Here is a 21344-nt window from a genome sequence, read left to right as displayed (position 1 = left end):
ACTACTCCATAAAAAGAGGTAAAATTTCTGGATAAAATAGAAGTGTTAAAATCAATATAAAAAATATACCAATAAGGATATATTGAACTATTTTATCTTTTTTGCTACAACTACAAGATATTTTTTTCCTAAAATTATATATTGCAAAACAAAAAAACATAATTGCCAAAATAGCAAGAGGAACTCTTGTAAACTCTAAAGTTGTCAAAAAGACAAGAACTCCACTTGTTATTCCAAAAAATAAAAATAATAATGCAGGTAAGCAACAAAGTGTTGATAAAAGGGCAGTTATTACTGCACCTATTATCGCAATTTTTGGTTTATTCATAAAACTTCTTGAGATGTATATTTATATACAAAAGTTTTAGGATTGTAGTAATCTTTTGCATCTTCACCAACTTCAGCATAAGGATAACCTAGCATATTTAATGGATATTGAGTTGGTTTTGGCTCTAAAATAAAATCTCTAGCACTATTAAATGCAGACCAATTCATCTCCCAAGAACCAAAGAAATAATCTTTTACACTTGCTAATTTTTTATCATCATTTGCCAATTTTTCAGCTAGTTTTACCTTTGCAACATCAGCTGGATCACAAGGAACCCAACCAAGTCCATCTATATAAAACTCTGCTCTACAATGTTGAGCACCAGTAATATCTGCAAACCCTTTTTCATCAGCTTTTCCACAAGCATTTGAAATTTTTGATTGACCTACTCTTATTCCAAAAGTCTCCTTTGCAGGAATTCCAGCATTTCTAAGTAAACAAACAAATACTGAACTTATATCTGTACATTTTCCACCATATATTTTATCTTCTATACTTTTTTGTGCATCACCAATTCCACAACCAATAACACTCTCATCTCTATACATTGTACTTACTGTCCAATCATAAATGGCTCTTGCTTTTTCAAGTGGAGTTTTTGCATTTTTAACTATATCATTTGCATAGTTTGTAAGTTTAGGAGTTACTGGAATATGTTTTGTTCCTTTTAAATACTCTTTTACATCTGTTGGATAATCAGTATTTGAAGTTGCTTTTGAAAAATCAGTAGTTCTTTCTTGCATAATAACTGCAAAATAAATATCTAATTTTGGTTTTACATCTTTGTTGTCCCATTTTACATATAAAACTCTTGTATCATAAGGATTTTTTACAATTTTAGCTTCTGTAAAGTTTCCATCATATTTAAACGATACAACTTTATGATAGCTTTCATCTTTTGGAAGTGGTACCCAAAGTTGAGTAGCTTCATTACTTATCTCAAACTCATAACTATTTTTTACTTCAAATTTTCTAGGAGTTTTTGTAATACCAAATGAATTTTTATCTTCATTTGCAAAAGCAAAATTTGGAGATACAACTGCAAGTGTAGATATAGCAGCTGTTGATTTTAAAAATGTTCTTCTTTTCATAATATATTCTTTGTAGTGTTTCGTTCTCTTAAGAGATAAATGAAAGTGCAAAGCTCTCTTTATATCAAACCATAACCTATGGTCTATGAACTAATTAGATTTTGATGATATAAAAATTTTTATAAGTAAAAACTTAAAATGTAAAATATTTTTTACTTTATAATAACTTTATTTGTAAATATTTTTATTTTAAATTAAGAGTATAGAAAACTGAGGCTTTTTTACCTCAGTTTATAAAGAAAATTTATTTCTTACTTTTATTTTCAATGTCAGTTAAAACATCAGGGGCAAGTTGTTGTAAGAATTCTCTAGGATATTTACCTGTTATCAAACCTTTTAAATTTCCTTTTACTGCAACCAATACTGAATACACAAAATCCATCAAGAAGAACATTATTAATACACTTGATCCAAAGTGTACATAAAGCAATGCCCTTTTAAACTGTATATAATGTGCATTTGTATATGCATCTGGATGTATAAACCAGATTAAAAATCCACTTAAAAGCAATCCTGCTCCCATAGCTACAAACGCTATAAATATTATCCTTTTCATTGGTTTATATTTACCTGGAAGAACTATTTTTGCTATCAAGCTATTTTTAGACAATATTTTCAAATCTTTAAAGGCTATTATACTCATCATTAACCAAAACGGAAACCAAAGAAGTCCAGTTACTTCATGAGTTCCTCTTAGGATAAATGGAATATATCCTCCTTCACTTCTAAGGCTCCAAGTTATATTAAATCCTGTAATTATCAAAGCTATTATAATAAAAACATTCAACCAAATTATTGCTCTATGAACAAGAGAAAAAACTTCTACTTGATCATTTGGGTTTGTGATTATTGCTTCTTTTCTTCCACTTATTGCGTACATCACACAAAAGATTGCAATTTCACCTACAAAAACCCACCAAATAAAAAGTTGTCTTTCATTACTAGCTCTTATTATTTCAGGAGCAATAGATTCATAATTTGGTCCAAATGCTCTATTTACCATCTCTTGGTAGTGAGTTTGTGCTGGATTTAAAATACCATCAATATTACCACCTGTCAAAATATGGATTGTATATTTTATTAGATATTCCCAATCAATTACCATCATAAATCCAACAAACACTCCACCTACTATTGACAATCCCAAGAGGGTAAAGATATATGCTTTATTTCTTTGAAAAAACGAGCTATTTTCCATCAATTATTCCTTACCATCCATATGAATCAGTGGCTATTCCTTTTCCTTTATGAGTTGCTCTATATGTTTTTATCAAAGCTACTTCATTGGCATCACCAACAAGCAAGGCTTTTGTTGAACACATCGAAGCACACATTGGAACTTTACCTTCACTAATTCTATTTTGTCCATACTTCTTATACTCTTCTACAGAGTTTGTCTCTTCTGGTCCTCCTGCACACATTGTACATTTATCCATTTTCCCTTTTGTTCCAAATGCACCATTCTTTGGAAATTGTGGTGCACCAAAAGGACAAGCAAACAAACAATATCCGCATCCTATACATTTATCTTTATCATGTAAAACTATCCCATCTGTTCTTATATAAAAACAATCTGTTGGGCATACTTGTTGGCATGGTGCATCTGCACAATGCATACAAGCCATTGACAAAGAAAACTCTTGTCCTACTACACCTTCATTTATTGTTACTACTTTTCTTCTATTTACTCCTACTGGTACTTCATGTGCCTCTTTACAAGCTACTACACAACCATTACAATGAATACATAAAAGTTCATCACAATAAAATTTCATTCTTGAAAAATCTACATTGCTACTCATATTATTTCTCCTATGCTCTTTCTATTCTTACAAGTGAACAGTTTACTTCTGGACAAGCTGTTTGTTGATCAAATCCATAACTTGTTACTTGATTTGAATTCTCACCCATCGCATACGGTGCTGTACCAGTTGGATATCTATGAGTTAAATCCTCTCCACTCCACCATCCAGAGAAGTTCTGTGGTAAAAATACTGATTTTTCATCTACTCTTAAACTAACTTTACATTTTATTTTTATCTTTCCACCACCAGTTCCATATAGCCACATCATATCACCATCATTTAGCCCCAATCTTCCAGCTAAATTTGGATGTAACTCTCCATACATCTCTCCATTTAACTCTGCTAAATAGTGTGATGCTCTTGTCTCTGTCCCTGTTCCCATATGTTCAACTACTCTTCCTGAAACAACATTTATAGGATAACTTTTTGCCCAATCCTCTTTATTTTGTTCACTTTCGTATCTAACATCTACTCTAAAATGGTTCGCTATATCTTTAACAGCTGGATAATCTTTAACTAAATCTGTTCTTGGAGAATGAAGTGGTTCTCTATGTTTTGGAATATTATCAATAAACTCCCAAACAATAGTTCTAGCTTTTGCATTTCCATTAGGAGTAAGTCCAGCAGCAAGTGCATATTTAGTTAATATACCACTAATATCTGTTTTCCAATTTGTACCTTTTACAAGTTCTTTTTCTTCAGCACTCAAAGTAACTCCAGCTAACTCTTCAATATTAGCTCCTGTTATTTCATCATATCCACCTTTGATTCTTGAATCTTTTGGATATATTCCATCGTTTGCAAGTAAACTCACACCATTTCTTTGTGTTCCAAATCTTGTTCTAAATCCCATACCACCTTGAGAAACTGGTAAACTAGTATTAAATAAAACAGGACTTCCTGGATGCGTTTCACTCCAACAAGGCCATGGTAATCCATAATACTCTTTTTCTGTAATACCTTTTCCTTTTAAAGTTGAAGAATCAAACAAATGCCAATTCTCTTGATGTCTTTTTAATCTTTCAGCCGTTACTCCAGTTAAACCATGAGCTTTTAATGTTCTTGCGATTTCATTTGTTGCATCTTCTGGCCATTGGAAACTATCTCCTTTTCCCATACCTGCAACAAATTCATTATAGAATCCCATTCTTTTTGCAAAATCAAATAAAATCTCTTGATCTTTTCTTGATTCAAAAAGTGGTTCAACAATTTGGCTTCTCCATTGTGTGCTTCTACCTGTATTTACAATTGAACCACAATTTTCAACTTGTGAAGCAGCTGGTAATAAAAACATATTATCACTTCTTGTTGTAATAACAGCAGCATCATTTACATATGGATCTATAAATACTACTAAATCTAATTTATCCAAAGCTTCTTTTGATTTATGAGTTTCTGTTACTGTTGAAACACCATTTCCTATACAAATAAGTGCTTTGATTTGAGTTCCACCATTATATTTAGCATTCTCTTCATCAAGAACACTATGTTTCCATAAAGATAAACTATTACCTTTTGATTCCATAAGTTCTTTTGATTTAAATCTTCCTTTTAACCACTCATAATCAACATTCCACTGTTTTGCAAAATATCTCCAAGACTCTTCACCTAAACCATAATACCCTGGTAATGTATCAGCAAGACAACCCATATCAGTAGAACCTTGAACATTATCATGACCTCTTAGAACATTACATCCACCACCAATTACTCCAACATTTCCAAGTAATAATTGTAAAATAGCTCCCAATCTAGTATTTGATGAACCAATAGTATGGTGTGTCCAACCTTGATTCCAAATCAAAGCTCCTGGAGTTGATTTTGCAAATAATGTAGCAACTTGTATCAACTCCTCGGGTTTACAGCCTGTAATATCTGCAACTTTTTCAGGTGTGTACTCTTCACACTCTTTAAATATCTCTTCGATTCCATATACTCTATTGTCCAAATACTCTTTGTTATACCATTTATTATCACGAATTAATCTAATCATTCCATATAAAAATGCAATATCAGTACCAGTTCTAATTCTACAATATAGATCAGACTTAGCAGCTGTTTTTGTATATCTTGGATCTATAACGATGATTTTTGCACCGTTTTGCTCTTTACCTTTTAATATATGTTGCATTGCAACTGGGTGTGCTTCTGCTGGATTTGCACCCATTATTAAAATAGCTTTAGAATTATGCATATCTCCTAAGTGATTTGTCATACCACCATATCCAAAAGTATTTGCAGCTCCTGCAACTGTTGGACTATGGCAAATTCTAGCAACGTGATCTATATTATTTGTTCCAAACATCGAAACAAATTTTCTAATATAAAAAGCTTGTTCATTACTAACTTTTGCTGAACCAAAAAACATAACAGAATCTGGACCATATTTTTCTCTCAACTCTAAAAGTTTGTTAGAAATTTTTGTCATAGCATCATCCCAAGATACTCTATTCCATTTTCCAGCAACTTTTTCTATTGGATACTGTAATCTATTTGTTGATCTAACTTTATCAATCATATCAGCACCTTTACAACAGTGCCCTCCATTGCTAACTGGGTGATCTTGAGCTACCTCTTGTCTTACCCAAACTCCATTATGAACTTCAGCTATTACTCCACATCCTACTGAACAGTGCATACAGATAGTTTTTACTAGTTTTGAGCCTGGATATGGATTTTTTACCTCTTCATCCGTAGCATCTCTTAAAACTTTTTCCGTACTTGCAAAAGCAGATGTTGCACTAAAAGCTGTTGCTAAAGAAGCCATTTTTAAAAATGTTCTTCGTCCAAAGCTATTTGCTCCCATTTTATCCTCCTATTAGACTTAATTTGCAGCTTTATAAAACTCTTCCCAAGCCGCTGATTTATTATAAAGAATCTCTTTTTTAGTTGATCTTCCTACAACTACTCCATTACCAACATTACTATTAGCTCCTCTATCTTGTCTTTCAGTTGTTGCTGCTGTTGCAACTACACTTCCAGCCAAAACAGAAGCCGCTATTCCTGCTCTTTTTAGAAATTGTCGTCTTTGTGCTAATACATCAGCCATGATAACTCCTTCATTGAATTTAGGGTAAAAAGCCCTTCTAAAATCTCTTTAAGGCTTTAGAAGAACCATTTATTAACAATAATTTTGTAATTAATACTATTTGAGTTTTTTTAATTTTAAATGAATTTTTTCTACTATTAAATCAGTAGATAGTAAAGTGGTTATTTTTAGAAATATTTGTTTTTTCATAATGAATCTCTTATTCTTAATATATTTTATATTTAGAGATAAAGGAAGTATCAAGCTCTCTTTATGTAAAACCATAACCTATGGTTTATGAACTAAATTATGATGTAAGTATAATAAATTATTTATAATTAAAAACTTAAATAGTAAAATATTTTTTACTTTAAATTAGCTAAATTGATTAACTATACTATTTTTAAGTCAAATAAAATAGTAAAACTTTATTTACTTTAAATTAACTAATTTTTTAAAAATGCTTAAGTATAATGTAGAAAATTAAAAGAAAGATATAAAAATGAATAACGAATATAAATTAACTAAATTCGTCCAAGCTGCTGGTTGTGCTGCAAAAATGGGTCCGGGGGATCTAAAACAAACTGTTTGCCACTTAAGCCCAGATGATGAAAGAGTTTTAGTAGGATTTGATACAAGTGAAGATGCTTGTGTTTATCAAATAAATGAATCTCAAGCTATTGTTCAAACACTCGATTTTATAACTCCTGTTGTTGATGATCCATATATTTATGGACAAATAGCAGCTGCAAATGCACTTAGTGATGTTTTTGCTATGGGAGCAGAAGTAAAAACTGCTATGAACATAGTTGGTTTTGATAGAAAAAATATTCCAATAGATGCTTTAGGAATGATACTTGATGGTGGAAATAGTAAAATCAAAGAGTGCGGTGGAGTACTTTTAGGTGGTCATACTATTGAATCACCTGAAATGTATTATGGATTATCAGTTACTGGGATGATACATCCAAATGAAGTTATAAGAAATAACACACCAAAAATTGGTCATGTTTTAGTTCTTACTAAACCTCTTGGTATGGGGATTTTAACAACTGCAATAAAAAGAGATTTATTAGAGTTAAATCTAATAAAAGATTGTGCAAAAATAATGGCAAGTTTAAACTATATTCCTTCAAGAATGATGAGAAAATATGAAATAAGTTCTTGTACAGATATAACTGGATTTGGACTTATGGGACATGCTTTAGAGTGTACAAACAACTCAATTTCATTCAATATTTTTCACAAAGAAGTTCCTTTTGTAAAAGAGGCTTTTGATTTTGTGTCAAATGATATATTTCCAGGTGGTACAAGAAGAAATATGAAATATGTGGAAGATAAAGTTAAGTTTTCATCAAATATTTCAGATATTTATAAAACAATACTTTGTGATGCACAAACTTCTGGTGGACTTTTAATAGCAATGAAAAAAGATGATGCAAAAGAGTTTGTAAAAGAACTAGAAGAGTATAGTTTTGGTTATGCAAGTATTATAGGAGAAGTAATTCCTAGAGATGAAAAAGCAATAATTATAATCTAATACTTACCTATATAAAGAGAGAAAACTCTCTTTATATTTTTATATTAAATATCTTAAAACCTATATTTTAAAGTAGCCATCCAATTTCTCTCTTCTCCATAATGATATGTTATAAAATTAGTTTTATACTCTTTATCTAAAGCATTTTTAATATTTACTAATAAACTTAAGTTTTTATTGAATTCATAGTTTGCCATCAAATCTACTACATAATAATCATTTTGTGTAGCTTCTCCCACCATTTCAGGATGACCTGCCCTAATATAATTATTTTTTGCCCCATTATCCCAAGTTTCACTTTGCCATCTTACTCCACCACCTAAAGTTAATTGTGGTGTAGCTTTATAAGTTGTAAATAGATTTGCAGTTCTTGCTGGTATAGTTGTACTATTTAATCTTTTTCCATTTTTATCTTTAAGAATTGATGAAGAGAAACTAGCTTGAACTTGCCAATTTGGAGTTATTTCTCCTGCAACTTCAAACTCCCAACCTCTGTTTTTTGTATCATCTTCTGCTTTAGAAGCACAACCACCATTTGGGAGTCTATAACAAATTCCATTTTCATCTTCATCTGTTACGGCAAGATTATCTTTTCCTGATTGAAATAGTGCAATACTACTATTTAGTTTTCCATCAAACCACTCACCTTTTAAACCAACTTCATAGTTAAATCCAGTTTCTGGATCAAGAAATTTATCACTTCTATCTTTTGCATTTTGTGGGTTAAAAATCTCTGTATAACTAGCATAAGTTGTAAGATTGTCTGTAATATCATAAGTTAAAGCTAAGTATGGTAAGAAATTATAAAATTTTCTATCATCTGCAATAGTAACACCATCCCAAATAGTTTTAGTCTTCCACTCACTATAACGACCGCCTAAAATTGCTGATAAATCATCTGTAAAATTAAGTTTAGTTGATATAAAAGCACCATATTGAGATTGTTCAATAAGATCATCATATAATACATCACCCCAAATTGGTTCAGGAAAAACAACTTTATTATTAATCATTTTAATATCTTGTAGAGATATATTTGATTTATTAAGAGATGTATAAGGACTTTTGCTTTTTTGTCCATTAAATCCAGCTACTAAATCATGAGTTTGACCAAATAGTTCAAAACTACCATTTAGTTTTATATCTATTGAATGATTTTTATCTTTTTCTTTTATATTATCGTAATTACTAGTAGCAGTACAATTAGTGCCATCAGAGTAAATACAAATACCAGATTTTCTCTTAAGATCATATTCCTTGTAATGATAAGTCGCATCTATCTTCCAAAAGTCATTAATATGATGATTGAAAGCTAAAGTATAAGTATCTTTAGTAGTTTCAATATTTGTCCAATCTGATATTATCCAAGTATATTTATCAAAATTTGACAATCCAATTATATTCGAAGATGTATCTCGAAAAAATCTAGGTACACTTCCTCCTCCCACACCATTATTTTTTGCTTCTGCTCTTTCCCAAGCAGCTGATATTGTAGTTGAATCACCTAAATCAGCTTCTAGCACTCCATATAAAGTACTATTTTGTCTTTCTAATATTGGATTAAAATATCCACCTTCATTATGTAGTGCTATAAATCTTCCACGAATTGAACTATCTTCATTAAATCCTCCACTGATATCTACAACTCCTCTATATTTATCCCATCTTCCTGTTTGTGCTTCTAGTGTTGCTTGAAAATCTTTTGTTGGTTTTTTTCGCACCAAGTTGATACTTCCACTAGGATCTCCAGCACCCGTTAAAAGTCCAGTTGCACCTCTTACAATGCTTATAGAATCATAAATTGCACTATCTATGCTTTCATTACCCTTCTCATAACTATGATTACTTGAACTCATCGCTCCATCTATTTGAATATTTTTTATTTCATATCCACGAGAATAAATTTGAGCATAACCTGTATCACTTGCTTCTGATTTTACTGTAACGCCAGTTGTATTTCTTAGAACATCATTTATATTATTTAATTGTTGGTCTTCAATTCTTTTTGAAGTTATAACTGAAACTGATTGGGGTGTTTCTTTAAGTGATAAGTTCATACCAGTTGCTGAATTGTCTTGAGTTCTTGTGTAGCTATTTTCTTTATTGTCTTTTACAGATATTTCATCTAAGATATAAGTTTTACCTACTTTTTGATATGATGATTTGGGATTTTCTATTATATAGATTATGCTATCTTCTTCGATAGCTTCGAGATTATGTTCTTCTAATACACTATTTAGATTACTTAATACCGTACCCCCCCCCGAAACTTAACTTTTCGGAATCAACTATTTTATTCTTCAAATCTTTTGATTTTGAAATATATGTTACATTATATTTCTTTACTATATTCTCTACTGCTTCTTGCAAACTTATATCTTTTGCATTTAACATTGTTCCACTTAACATCAATGATGTTAATACTGATATGAAAATCTTTCTTTTCATCTTCTAATCCTTTGTATTAATTTTGAGAATTTGTTTCTCTATATACTAAGACGATTTAAATGAAAAAAATGGACAACTTTTACAAAAGAATTTTGAAATTTGTTAGCTTGAGTTACTTTTAGTAACAAAACTGATAGTATTTGTTAATTTTATTTTTTGATTATTTAAAAAATTTTACAATTAAAAAAGAATATTTGAATAAAAGATATGAAAATAATTTTATGGCGAGAGAGTAGAGGAATTGAACCTCTCACGGCGTTGTCATCAAAACCGTCAATCAGGGTTGAAACCTGTGGTGCTCACCAGATACACATACTCTCCATAAAGGTTAAAATAGTATAATACTTAACTTTAAACGATAATTAAAAGGTTAAATTTATGTTATTAAAATCTATCCCAAAAATTGATAAATTTATCACAAACAAGGCTTTTGATGGTCTATCAAAAGCTCTAATAACAAAAATATCAAAAGAAAAAATACAAAAATTAAGAGAAAATATTTTAAATAACAATATAAAAGATTTTGATGAAGATATACTTATAAATAGTATTATAAAAGAGTATAAAAATATTAATAGTTCATCACTAAAAACAGTTATAAATGCTACTGGTATCATAGTTCATACAAATTTAGGAAGAAGTTTATTAGATGAAAAGATATTTAAAAATGCAATCAAAGTAGCAACTTCATACAACAATTTAGAGTATGATTTACAAAAAGGCAAAAGAGGAGAAAGATACGAACATATCACAAAATCACTAAAGACCTTAACAAATTGTGAAGATGCAATAGTTGTAAATAACAATGCAAGTGCAGTTTTTTTGATACTAAACACTTTTTGTAAAAATAAAGAAGTTGTTGTAAGTAGAGGAGAACTTGTAGAAATTGGTGGAAGTTTTAGAGTACCAGAAGTTATGAGCCAAAGTGGAGCTATTTTAAAAGAGATTGGAACTACAAATAAAACTCATTTAAAAGATTATGAAAATGCTATAAACGACAATACAGCAATGCTTATGAAAGTTCATAAATCAAATTATAGTATAGAAGGATTTTCTAGTGATGTAAGTTTTGAAGATATTTCAAAAATAGCTAAACAAAACTCTTTAATAGATTATTTTGATATGGGAAGTGGACATATAATGGATTTACCTTATAACCTAAGCAAAGATGAACCATCTATTTTAGAACTTATGAAGCAAAATCCAAGTTTGCTTAGCTTTTCAGGAGATAAACTACTAGGAAGTGTACAAGCTGGAATAATCATAGGTAAAAAAGAGCTAATAGAAAAATTGAAAAAAAACCAACTTTTAAGAATGTTAAGAGTTGATAAAATAACTCTTGCTCTTTTAGAAGAGAGTTTAAATCTATATTTGAAAAATGAACTTGACACGATTCCAACACTAAAAATGTTAAATACAAAATTGGAAGTTTTAGAAGAAAGAGCAAAAGCTTTAAAATCAAAAATAGAAGATTTTATAAATTGTGAAGTTATAGAAACTTCAACTATGGTTGGTGGTGGGACAACTCCAAATAAAAAAATCCCCTCATTTGCTTTGAGTTTAAAATTTAAAGATTTTAAAGCAAATAAAATGGAAGAAATTTTAAGAAAAAATCTAATCATATCAAGAATTGAAAATGATAAAACTATACTTGATTTTAGAACAATAAAAGAAGATGAAGTGGAAAAAATAGAAGAGATTTTAGTAAAAGAGTTTAAAAATGTCTAATATAATAATAGGAACAGCAGGTCATATAGATCACGGTAAAACAGCACTTATAAATGCTTTAAATGGTTTTGAAGGAGATACTACAAATGAAGAAAAAGAGCGTGGAATAACTATCGATTTATCTTTTTCAAATTTGAGTTTCGGACAACAAAATATCGCTTTTATTGATGTACCTGGTCATGAAAAACTTGTAAAAAATATGATTGCTGGAGCTTTTGGATTTGACTATGTTATGCTTGTTGTTAGTGCAAATGAAGGTATAAAACCTCAAACAATAGAACATATTGAGATAATAAATCTTTTAGGATTAAAAGAAATTATCGTAGTTATCACAAAAAAAGATTTAGTAGATGATGAAGAGTTAAAACAAAAAGAGAGTCAAATTTTAGCATTTTTAAAAGAGTTTAACTTTGAAGTAAAATTTATACAAGCAGTATCTATTTTTGATTTAAATTCAATAGAAAGCCTTAAAACAAAACTTTTTACAATAAAAAATAGTATAAAGCAAGAAGAAAATTTCTTTAGATTTTATATAGATAGAGTTTTTTCTCCAAAAGGTATAGGAACGGTTGTAACGGGAACAGTTTTGGGTAAAAAATGTGAACTAGAAGAAAAAGTTTTTATCCCACAAATTCAAAAAGAGACAAAAATAAAAAATATTCAAGTTCATAACCAAAATGTACTTGAAGCAAATATATCAAATAGAGCTGCATTAAATCTAGCAAATATTGATAAAAACTCTATTCAAAGAGGAGATTTGATAACAAAGAAAGGCTTTATTCGTGGATTTGATGAAATAGATATATCTTTTAAATGTCTAAAAAATAAAAAGCTAAATCACAATCAAAAATATACTCTATTTATTGGTGCAAAAAAAACTGAAGTGAAAGTTTTACTTTTTGACAGTTTAACAAGCCTTGAAGATGGTTTTGCAACAATAAAAGCTGATGAAAAACTATTTACTATTTTTGGAGAAAAACTCATTTTAAGAAATGCAAATGAAACAATTTGTGGAGCCGTTGTATTAAACCCTATAATTGACCCTATGAAAAAACCACAAAAGAAAGTTTTACTAGAATTTTTGGAAAAAAGAGATTTTCAAAATGCCTATAAAGAGCTTTTAATTGCCCATAAAAAAGGTTTAGGAATCATCTCTTCAACTCAAAGATTTGCACTTTCTCATGAAGAAGCAATAAATTTTGCAAAAACTTTGAAAGATGTTTTTATAGATGAAAAAGAGCTTGTGATTTATCCAAACTCTACAAAAGAAGAGATAAAAAGATTTATAAAAAATATATATACAAAAAACTCTTATGCCCTACTTTCAAGCTCTTCAATACATTTAAGACTATCTTGGGCAAGTTTGAGTTTTATAGAAAATGTTTTAAGAGATTTAGTAGATGAAAATTTCTTACTAAAAGAAAACTCTTTATATAAAAATGCAAATATTAAAGAAGATTTTACAAAAGAGTTAGAAAATATATTTTGTGAAAGATTAAAAAAAGAGGATTTAAGTCCAACAGCTCCATATAATATTTATGATGAAATGGATATTGATAGAAAATTGGGTGATGATATTTTAAAATCTTTAACTTCAAAAAAAGAAGTTATAAGACTTCAACACAATATTTTTATACATAATCAAAGTTTGAATAAAATCTTAAAATCTATGCGAGAAATCATAAAAGAAGATGGATTTATAGAGATTTTTAACTTTAAACAAAAGTATGATTTAAGTAGAAAATATTTGGTTGCATATTTAGACTATTTAGATAATTTTAGTGATATTAAAAAAGTTGAGAATAAAAGAGTTTTTGCCTAAAATATGAAATCAATAAAAAAGGAAAAATAAGAAATTCTTCCTTTTACTTTATACACTAAATCTTCAATAAAATATTTTAATCATCAAATGTATTTTTTTTATAAAAAAACATTTTAATATGAAAGGCATTATCTTCTATAATAGTAATCACCTTTTTTTCTTCTCTATCTTTTCCTCCATAAGGATAAGATGCTATCCAAGTATTATTACCTTTTTTGATATAACAATTAAACCCATTATTTTCATCTTTTATAGATGGTTGAAGATTAATAACTTGTTCTTTAGTTTCTGATAAAGGAAATATATTCTCATATTTTTCTAAAACTGTATATTTATCTACTAAATCTTTTAATTTTCTATAAGCTTCATATTGTGTTGAAAATGTATATAATCGAACTATTTCTCTTTCATCAATAGGAACTGGATAAACATAATTCTCATTTCGTTTTGTTTCTTGGTTTAATCTTTTAAACAAATCATAATCTAAAGCTTTATTTTCTCTAACTTCTTTTTCAAAACTCACACATTTATCTAATCTAGTAGTAAGATCGCCCAATACACTATTTGCAAATAAAGATATATTTGATAGTAACAAAAATACCATTGATATTTTCAAAAACTTTTTCATCTTGACTCCTTGTATATTTTAGTAATTACTATTATATATAAAGTACCTTAAATAGTAATTCAATAATATTATTTTTTAAATTTCTTTATTAAAAAAAGATAAAAGGAAGAAAAATCTTCCTTTATCTTAAAACTCCATTTTCATAGAAAATGCAACAGTTCTTGGATCTCCTAATCTTCTAGTATTTACCCAATAAACTTTGTCTGCTAAGTTTTGTACATTTAAATTAAAACTAGTTGGATATTTATCTAGTTTTGTTTTGTATCTTAAACCTGCATCATATAAAGTATATGAAGGCAAAATATCAGTATTTAGTTGATCTGCATATCTTTTACCAGTATAATATGCTCCTGCTGATAAATATAGCCCTTCAATCGTTGGAATTTGATACTCAGCAAAAAGTTTTGCCATTTTTATAGCAGAGTCAGTTGGTTTTTTACCTTGTAAAGATTTATTTGATGCTTTTTCAATACTTAAATCCATAAATGTTACACCACCCATTAAAGTTAAATTATCCGTAACTTTTCCAGTCAATCCAAGTTCAATTCCTTGATGTATTTGCTCTCCATCTTGTGTTAATGTTGGTTTACCTAAACTTGCTACCGTACTTTTATCTTCATAAGAATTGGCTTTTTCTATTCTAAATAATGAAGCTGTTAAAAGTGCTTTTTCATCTAGCATACTATATTTTGCACCTATTTCGTATTGTTTACTTATATATGGTTCTAAGATTTCATTTTCATTTGCATAATAACTTCCTACTATTGTTCCAGCTTCTAAACTTTCTATATAAGTTGTATAAGTAGTTAAGTTTTCAAAAGGTTTATATATAAGTGATAATGTAGGAGTTAATACAGACTCATCATATTTTGTATTTGCAGTATAGCTTTTATTTATAGCTGTTGCATAGTTTACTCCTACTAATGCACTCCATTTTTCATTAAAAACTATATCATCACCTATTAAAATATTTTTATATTGAGTTTTTGAGCTAAGTTTTCTTGGCTGTGTTCCTATTGAATTTGTCCAAAGAGAACTATCAGGTTCTACTAAATTTTTGAAGTCATTTAAATTTAGATCATCAATAAAATCATAAAAAGTCTGATCATCTGAAGATTGAAATACTTTATTTGAACTTGAAGAGTATCCTATTGTTAGAGTATGACTGATACTTCCAGTATCAAAATTTGAATCAAAATAGATATTTGCTCCATAATTTTTTGATTCTTTCCAAGCGTATCTTGCCAAATATGACTTATAATTTCCAAGTATAATACCATTACTTACCAGTAACTGAGAAAAATCTCCTCTCCCTTTTATTTCCTCATAAAAAATATTTGTTCTCAGGCTAAAAATATCATTGATATTATATTTTAAACTGTTTTCAAATTTATCTGATTTAAACTCATGTCCTGTCCACTTAGGAGTATAACCTTTATTCTTTTTTATACTATTTCGATCTAATTTATCTGGTCCAAATATACTAAAATCAGGACTTCCCCCTTTTGTCAGACTATCTGTATATGAATATTTTATATCTGTATAAAAGTTGTCAGTTGGTTTCCAATCAAATACTAAACTTATTGCTTTTTGTTCTTTTTTAGATTCATTTGGTAGTTCTCCATCTTGATAAAATCCATTTATTCTATATCCAAAAGTATTATCTTCATCAAACTGTCCACCTAAATCTAAGTGAGTATAGTATGATTCATTCCCATAACTTCCCATAGTAATATTTTTTAAATCTTCAGTCGTTGGTTTTTTAGTTATATAATTTACAGCTCCACCAACTCTTCCACCACCATATAAAAATCCAGTTGCTCCACTTATGATTTCAACTCTTTCTATATCTTGCATCATTGGTATAGATATTTGCCCTCCAGCATAAGAAATTCCATTTACTATTGGATTACCTGAAGAAAATCCTCTTATAGTAGTAGAGGAACTATTCCCATTACCATATGAATCTTTAGTTCCTTCTTGCGTTGTAGAATTCATTTTAAATATTTGTTGCATATCTTTAGCTTGTACATTTTCGATTAAATCTTTTGAGATTATACTCATTGAGTATGGAGTATCTTGTAGTTTTCTATCATTCCAAATACCTACTCCCTTTGTTTCTTCTACTAGGTAGCCTGAATCAGCAGAACCATTTTTATAATTTGTTCCAGAAACAGAAATTTCATCTAAAACAGTAGTATTACCAAAATTTTGATATTTTGTTTTTTCTATTATATATATTACACCATCTTCTTGAATAGCTTTTAAATCATTTGGATTTAATATACTATTTAAACTATCTAATACCGTAACCCCCCCCCGAAACTCACTTTTTCTGAGTTTATACTTTTATCTTTAAGGTTATTAGCTTTTGAAATATATGTTACATTATATTTCTTTACTATATTCTCTACTGCTTCTTGCAAACTTATCTCTTTTGCATTTGCAAAAGAACTTCCTAACATCAATGATGTTACAACTGACATGAAAACTTTGTTTTTCATCTTAAATCCTTTGTATTAATTTTGAGAATTTGTTTCTCTATATAGTAAGACGATTTAAATGAAAAAAATGGACAATTTTTGCAAAAGAATTTTCAAATTTGTTAGTTGGAGTTACTTATGGTAACAAGAATGGATAAAATTAAATAAAATATTTTATTGAATTTATTTTTAGCTTCTCAAATATTTCATCAAAATTTGCAGGATATACTCTAGTTTCTCCAATAGTCGATATAAAATTTGTATCTCCTATCCATCTTGGTAAGACATGATAATGTACATGTTGTTCTATACCTGCACCAGCAGCCTTGCCCAAATTCATACCAATATTTAGACCTTCACAAGGCATAATCTCTTTTAGAAGTTTAACTGCTTGTCTTGCTCTAATACTCATTTTTAGCCAAGTAGTTTCATCTAAATCTTCAACATTGCAAGTATGAAAATGTGGAATAACCATAAGATGTCCAGGGCTATATGGAAATTTATTCATCACAACATAACAATGGTCATCTGAAAATAGAACTTGAAGCTTTTTATCATCTAAATTATTACTAATATGACAAAAAACACAACCTTCAATTTTTTCTTCTACTACATAATTATATCGCCAAGGCGCATATAAATGTTCCATATTAAAGCCTTAGATAAAATTTGGTGCATCATTTGCAAAAAGGATTAAATCACCATTTCTTGTAGTTCTTGCCAAAGTTGTTTCAAGCATAGTTTTATCTTTTAGTACAAATACTTTCTCTTCATCTATATTTGCTTTTAAAATATTTGCATTTAAACTTCCAGTTATTATGACAAAATCAAAAACTTTATCTATTTGTTTTGCTAAAAGTATATTTGCACTATCAGTTGATTCTACAAGCCCTGGAGTTATGATAACTTTTCTTCCTATATAACTTGAACATATATTTACAGCTTCTAGCATACCTTCTAAATTTCCATTAAAAGAGTCATCGATTATGATTTTTCCATTTGCTTCTATTTTTTGAAGTCGGTGTTCAACTTGTGGTAAAGTTGTAAATGCTTCATTTATCTCTAAAACACTCATTCCTAAATAGTTTGCTGTTAAAACAACTGCTGCTAGATTTATAGCATTAAAGCTTCCTAAAATAGGAGCATAAAAATGCTCAATTTGTCCATTTAGTTCCATATCAAACCAAAGTCCAGACAAATCACTTTTTACTATATGTAGATTATTTGGGAACTCTTCTATTTTTTCATTTAAAGTTGCACTTGCACTATTATGAACAAATGCTTTTTGAAGTTTAGAAGACAATAAAAGCTCTTTTTTTGTATTTTTTATATTTTCTAAACTTTTAAAATACTCAATATGTTGTTCTCCCACACTTCCTATGATAGCGATTTGTGGTTCTAAAAAATTTGCTATTGTTTTTATATCACCTTTTACTCTTGCACCTGCTTCTGCTATATATATTTGCGTATCACTTGGTAAATCTTTATTTACATCAAGGACAAGCCCTGCAATAGTATTTACACTTCTTGGTGTTTTATATGTTTTAAATCTATTTTTCAAGACATGGTATAAAAAGTTTTTTATTGATGTCTTACCGTAAGAAGCTGTAATGGCAACTATTTTTAAATTTTGATTTAAAGCTAATTTGTTTTTTGCTCTATTTTTATATATTAAAAAAAATAGTTTTTCTAAACTATTTGACAAAATTAAAGCTACAAGAAGAGTAAAAAACAAAGATACATCTGTACAAAAACTATCATCCAAACAAACAGATATTTGTATGAAAACAATCAAAAGCAAAATAGCTAAAAATCTTTTTACCCTTGAAGTTAAAACCAATTGCCTATCTAGTTTTTTATTCCATAAAATAAAACTTACTAAATATATAACAAAGAAATATATCTCAAAATATGGACTTGGAATAAGATAAAATAAAACTATTGGTGATAGGAAAAATGTTATGTGCCACTGCCATTTGTGGTGTTTAAATATAACTCTACCTAACTTATAATTGTACCACTGCAAATTGGTAATCAAATACCAACCCAAACTCATAACTAAAACTATTTTTGTAACAATACTAAGATATTCCATTTTCTATTCTTTCAGATATATTTTTTGAATTCTTTAAAAAGAAATAGTGGTCACCACTATATGAAGTAAATTTTGAATTTTTTATCAAACTTGCTATTTTTTTGCCAGATTCTAAAGAAGTTGCAGTATCTTTTTCTCCCCAAAAAATTAAAGCATTATTTTGAAAATTTGAAAAATATACTGAAAAATCTTCATTTACAACATTCTTAAAAGTTGCATACATATTTTCACTCATTTTATCCACATCTTTGCTTCTAAAAACTTTTGTAAAGTTTTTTAAACCAAAAATATTTAAAAGTTTTGCAAAAAATATTTTTAATTTTACAATTAAAGGTTTTTTTTCTAAAATACCTGCACTACTAAGCAAAACTAAATTTTTTGGATTTAGTAAAGTTGCCACTTTCCCACCAAAAGAGTGACCAGCGATAATATCTTTTGAACTATCAATAAGTGTTAAAAACTCTTCACAAATTTTTGCATAATCTTGAGTTGTTAAAACATATTTGTTTTGGCTTTTTCCAAAACCTGACATATCAAGATATATATGCCTAAAATCTTTTAGATAACTTGAAAAAGCACTTTTCATAACTTCTTTATTTGAACCCCAACCATGTAAAAATACTATATCTTTTTTTGCATTTGCATTTACAATATCATAAGATATTTCAAAATTTCTATTATCTAAAGTAAAGCTTTTTAGTGCCAAAAGACTATTTTCCTTTAGTTGCTTGGATTTTGTTTACATATTCATACGTTATAGGAATATGTTTTTTTGCTGGTAAATTTTTTACTAAATTATTGAAGATTGTATTAAAATCTTCAAATAGATAATTTGCCATCGATCCAGGAATTGAATTAATCTCATTTAAATAAACCTTATCATCTATTACAAAGAAATCACATCTTATGATTGAACCTTCAAATAAAGTATTGTAAAGTCTTTTAAAACTCTCTTTTATTTCATTATTTAACTTTTCACCCAAATCAACTTCTTTTGCTTTTGAAGTTCTTGAAAAATCCAGATATTTTTTATCAAAATCTAAAAATTCAGCTTTTTGTGGTTCTTCTATAATTGAAAAAACAAACTCTCCATTTATTTTTGTACCAGCTAAATTGTACTCTTTTACTCCACTTACAAATGGTTCGATAATAATTGCATCATCAAATTCAAAAGCTACATCTAAAGCATATTGCAGTTCATCTTGATTTTTTACAATAGATACTCCAATAGAACTTCCCAACTTTACAGGTTTTAGAATAACTGGGAACATATCAACTTTTACAGGGTCATTTTTTGTAAAATATTTATAATCAAGTGTATTTACTTGAACACTTGTAGCATAACCTTTTGTAATAAATTTATTTGAACTAACAACACAAGCTTCAGTTCTTGGAGCAATAAAAGGAATATTGTAAAAATCTAAAACAGAAGATAGTATCCCATCTTCTCCATCTCCACCATGAGAAAGATTTAAAACAATATCAAAATCTATATTTTGCTCTTTTTTAAATAAACCAGAAATCTTATAAAATCCACCTTTTTTTAAAAAAACTTTATCAAATTTTTTATATTCACCGCTACTAAAAAGTTTTGAATTTATTTTTGAAGACGGAATTTCATATAAATCTCTATCTTTATCTATAAAAATATATGCTAATTCATTTTTTAAAACATCTTTCATCGCAATAGAGCTAACTATTGAAATTTCATGTTCAAAGCTAACACCACCAAAAACTATTGCTATTTTCATTAATTTCCCTTTTATAATCTATTTTTGTAATTTTTTCAATGCTTCTCGTACAAGTTCACTAGTAGTTGTAGAACTACAAGTTTTAAGTACATTAGATACTAAATCTTTTTTAAATCCTAATGATTCTAAAGCTAAAGATGCTTCTAAATTTGTATTTGAGAATTCATCATCTAAGCTATTGTCAACTATAAATCCACTTAACTCAACCAAAATTCTACTTGCACCTTTTGGTCCAATTCCTGGAACTCGTTTTAACATATTTACATCATTATTACTTACAATCTGGGCAAAAGAAGTAGGAGTAAAAGTTGAACAAATAGCAAGTGCCACTTTTGGTCCAACTCCATTTATTTTGATAACTGTATCAAAAAGCTTTTTTTCGTTTATATCCAAAAATCCATATAAATTTTGTGCATCTTCTCTTATGATATGAGTAATTTCAAGTTGTACATCATCTGAAATAATTTTTGAACTACAATTTAGAGATACAAAAACTTCATAAATAACTCCATTTACATTAACCTGAAGTTGTGTTGGTTCTTTTTTTACTATTTTTCCTATTAATCCTACAATCACGTTACTATATTCCTAAAAAAT

The 21344-nt window shown here is 28.5% G+C and carries 19 protein-coding genes and 1 tRNA gene; 3 read left to right on the top strand and 17 right to left on the bottom strand.

Annotated elements, in window-relative coordinates; genetic code table 11:
* Position 1 precedes the first annotated feature (1 nt).
* The 6 genes from ACNSOS_RS10990 to ACNSOS_RS10965 all read right to left on the bottom strand — a co-directional run bounded on the left by ACNSOS_RS10990 (position 2) and on the right by ACNSOS_RS10965 (position 6273).
* Positions 2-328: an aryl sulfotransferase gene (locus ACNSOS_RS10990; protein ID WP_418185323.1), complete on the bottom strand. Its 327-nt coding sequence runs from the start codon at positions 326-328 to the stop codon at positions 2-4.
* Positions 325-1419 (bottom strand): transglutaminase domain-containing protein, encoded by a 1095-nt coding sequence (locus ACNSOS_RS10985; RefSeq protein ID WP_418185322.1) that lies wholly within the window; start codon positions 1417-1419, stop codon positions 325-327. The genes ACNSOS_RS10990 and ACNSOS_RS10985 overlap by 4 nt, the downstream gene beginning before the upstream one ends.
* Before the next feature lie 244 nt (positions 1420-1663).
* Complete coding sequence (locus ACNSOS_RS10980) at positions 1664-2617, bottom strand: cytochrome b/b6 domain-containing protein (RefSeq protein WP_418185321.1); 954 nt, start codon at positions 2615-2617, stop codon at positions 1664-1666.
* Between the two features lie 10 nt (positions 2618-2627).
* The gene (fdh3B, locus tag ACNSOS_RS10975) at positions 2628-3221 is read right to left on the bottom strand and encodes a formate dehydrogenase FDH3 subunit beta (protein WP_113895444.1); all 594 of its coding nucleotides are present in this window, start codon (positions 3219-3221) and stop codon (positions 2628-2630) included.
* Positions 3222-3231: 10 nt separating this feature from the next.
* Positions 3232-6030, bottom strand: a complete 2799-nt coding sequence (locus ACNSOS_RS10970) for a molybdopterin-dependent oxidoreductase (RefSeq protein WP_113910111.1) — start codon at positions 6028-6030, stop codon at positions 3232-3234.
* An 18-nt stretch (positions 6031-6048) separates the two neighbouring features.
* Positions 6049-6273: a twin-arginine translocation signal domain-containing protein gene (locus tag ACNSOS_RS10965; RefSeq protein ID WP_113895437.1), complete on the bottom strand. Its 225-nt coding sequence runs from the start codon at positions 6271-6273 to the stop codon at positions 6049-6051.
* Positions 6274-6754: 481 nt separating this feature from the next.
* On the opposite strand from ACNSOS_RS10965, the gene selD reads away from it, so the two are divergent.
* Positions 6755-7792 carry a selenide, water dikinase SelD gene (gene selD / locus ACNSOS_RS10960; protein ID WP_418185320.1) on the top strand — a complete coding sequence of 346 codons (1038 nt, stop codon included), beginning with the start codon at positions 6755-6757 and terminating at the stop codon, positions 7790-7792.
* A 53-nt stretch (positions 7793-7845) separates the two neighbouring features.
* Here the strand turns inward: selD and ACNSOS_RS10955 are convergent, their stop codons facing one another.
* The 3 genes from ACNSOS_RS10955 to ACNSOS_RS10945 form a co-directional block, all read right to left on the bottom strand.
* Complete coding sequence (locus ACNSOS_RS10955) at positions 7846-9849, bottom strand: TonB-dependent siderophore receptor (protein ID WP_418185319.1); 2004 nt, start codon at positions 9847-9849, stop codon at positions 7846-7848.
* Between the two features lie 184 nt (positions 9850-10033).
* Positions 10034-10240 carry a hypothetical protein gene (locus tag ACNSOS_RS10950; protein ID WP_418185318.1) on the bottom strand — a complete coding sequence of 69 codons (207 nt, stop codon included), beginning with the start codon at positions 10238-10240 and terminating at the stop codon, positions 10034-10036.
* 222 nt (positions 10241-10462) lie between these two features.
* A tRNA-Sec gene (locus tag ACNSOS_RS10945) sits at positions 10463-10561 on the bottom strand.
* Positions 10562-10618: 57 nt separating this feature from the next.
* Between ACNSOS_RS10945 and selA the strand changes: the two genes are divergently transcribed.
* Together selA and selB are read left to right on the top strand one after the other, a co-directional pair.
* On the top strand, positions 10619-11968 hold the full coding sequence (gene selA, locus ACNSOS_RS10940; protein WP_418185317.1) for an L-seryl-tRNA(Sec) selenium transferase: 1350 nt from the start codon (positions 10619-10621) through the stop codon (positions 11966-11968).
* Positions 11961-13790 (top strand): selenocysteine-specific translation elongation factor, encoded by a 1830-nt coding sequence (selB, locus tag ACNSOS_RS10935; RefSeq protein ID WP_418185316.1) that lies wholly within the window; start codon positions 11961-11963, stop codon positions 13788-13790. Before selA ends, selB begins: the two co-directional genes overlap by 8 nt.
* A gap of 76 nt (positions 13791-13866) precedes the next feature.
* On the opposite strand, the gene ACNSOS_RS10930 is transcribed toward selB, so the two are convergent.
* The 8 genes from ACNSOS_RS10930 to ruvA all read right to left on the bottom strand — a co-directional run bounded on the left by ACNSOS_RS10930 (position 13867) and on the right by ruvA (position 21323).
* Complete coding sequence (locus ACNSOS_RS10930; RefSeq protein ID WP_418185315.1) at positions 13867-14418, bottom strand: hypothetical protein; 552 nt, start codon at positions 14416-14418, stop codon at positions 13867-13869.
* Positions 14419-14544: 126 nt separating this feature from the next.
* A complete protein-coding gene (locus ACNSOS_RS10925; RefSeq protein ID WP_418185314.1) occupies positions 14545-16482 on the bottom strand; it encodes a TonB-dependent receptor in 1938 nt (645 codons plus the stop codon).
* A 236-nt stretch (positions 16483-16718) separates the two neighbouring features.
* Positions 16719-16922 (bottom strand): hypothetical protein, encoded by a 204-nt coding sequence (locus ACNSOS_RS10920; protein WP_418185313.1) that lies wholly within the window; start codon positions 16920-16922, stop codon positions 16719-16721.
* A 139-nt stretch (positions 16923-17061) separates the two neighbouring features.
* Positions 17062-17550 (bottom strand): HIT family protein, encoded by a 489-nt coding sequence (locus tag ACNSOS_RS10915; protein ID WP_417896407.1) that lies wholly within the window; start codon positions 17548-17550, stop codon positions 17062-17064.
* 9 nt (positions 17551-17559) lie between these two features.
* Positions 17560-18996 carry a Mur ligase family protein gene (locus tag ACNSOS_RS10910; protein ID WP_418185312.1) on the bottom strand — a complete coding sequence of 479 codons (1437 nt, stop codon included), beginning with the start codon at positions 18994-18996 and terminating at the stop codon, positions 17560-17562.
* Positions 18983-19702, bottom strand: coding sequence for an alpha/beta fold hydrolase (locus ACNSOS_RS10905; protein ID WP_418185311.1), 720 nt, complete (start codon positions 19700-19702; stop codon positions 18983-18985). The genes ACNSOS_RS10910 and ACNSOS_RS10905 overlap by 14 nt, the downstream gene beginning before the upstream one ends.
* A 4-nt stretch (positions 19703-19706) precedes the next feature.
* Positions 19707-20747, bottom strand: coding sequence for a D-alanine--D-alanine ligase (locus ACNSOS_RS10900; protein WP_418185310.1), 1041 nt, complete (start codon positions 20745-20747; stop codon positions 19707-19709).
* A gap of 18 nt (positions 20748-20765) precedes the next feature.
* Entirely contained in the window at positions 20766-21323 is a 558-nt protein-coding gene (gene ruvA, locus ACNSOS_RS10895; protein ID WP_418185309.1) for a Holliday junction branch migration protein RuvA, read from the bottom strand.
* Positions 21324-21344: the final 21 nt, after the last annotated feature.

The sequence above is a fragment of the Aliarcobacter vitoriensis genome (genome assembly GCF_048320235.1).
Classification (GTDB): domain Bacteria; phylum Campylobacterota; class Campylobacteria; order Campylobacterales; family Arcobacteraceae; genus Aliarcobacter; species Aliarcobacter vitoriensis.
This window is presented reverse-complemented; position numbering and strand designations above follow the sequence as displayed.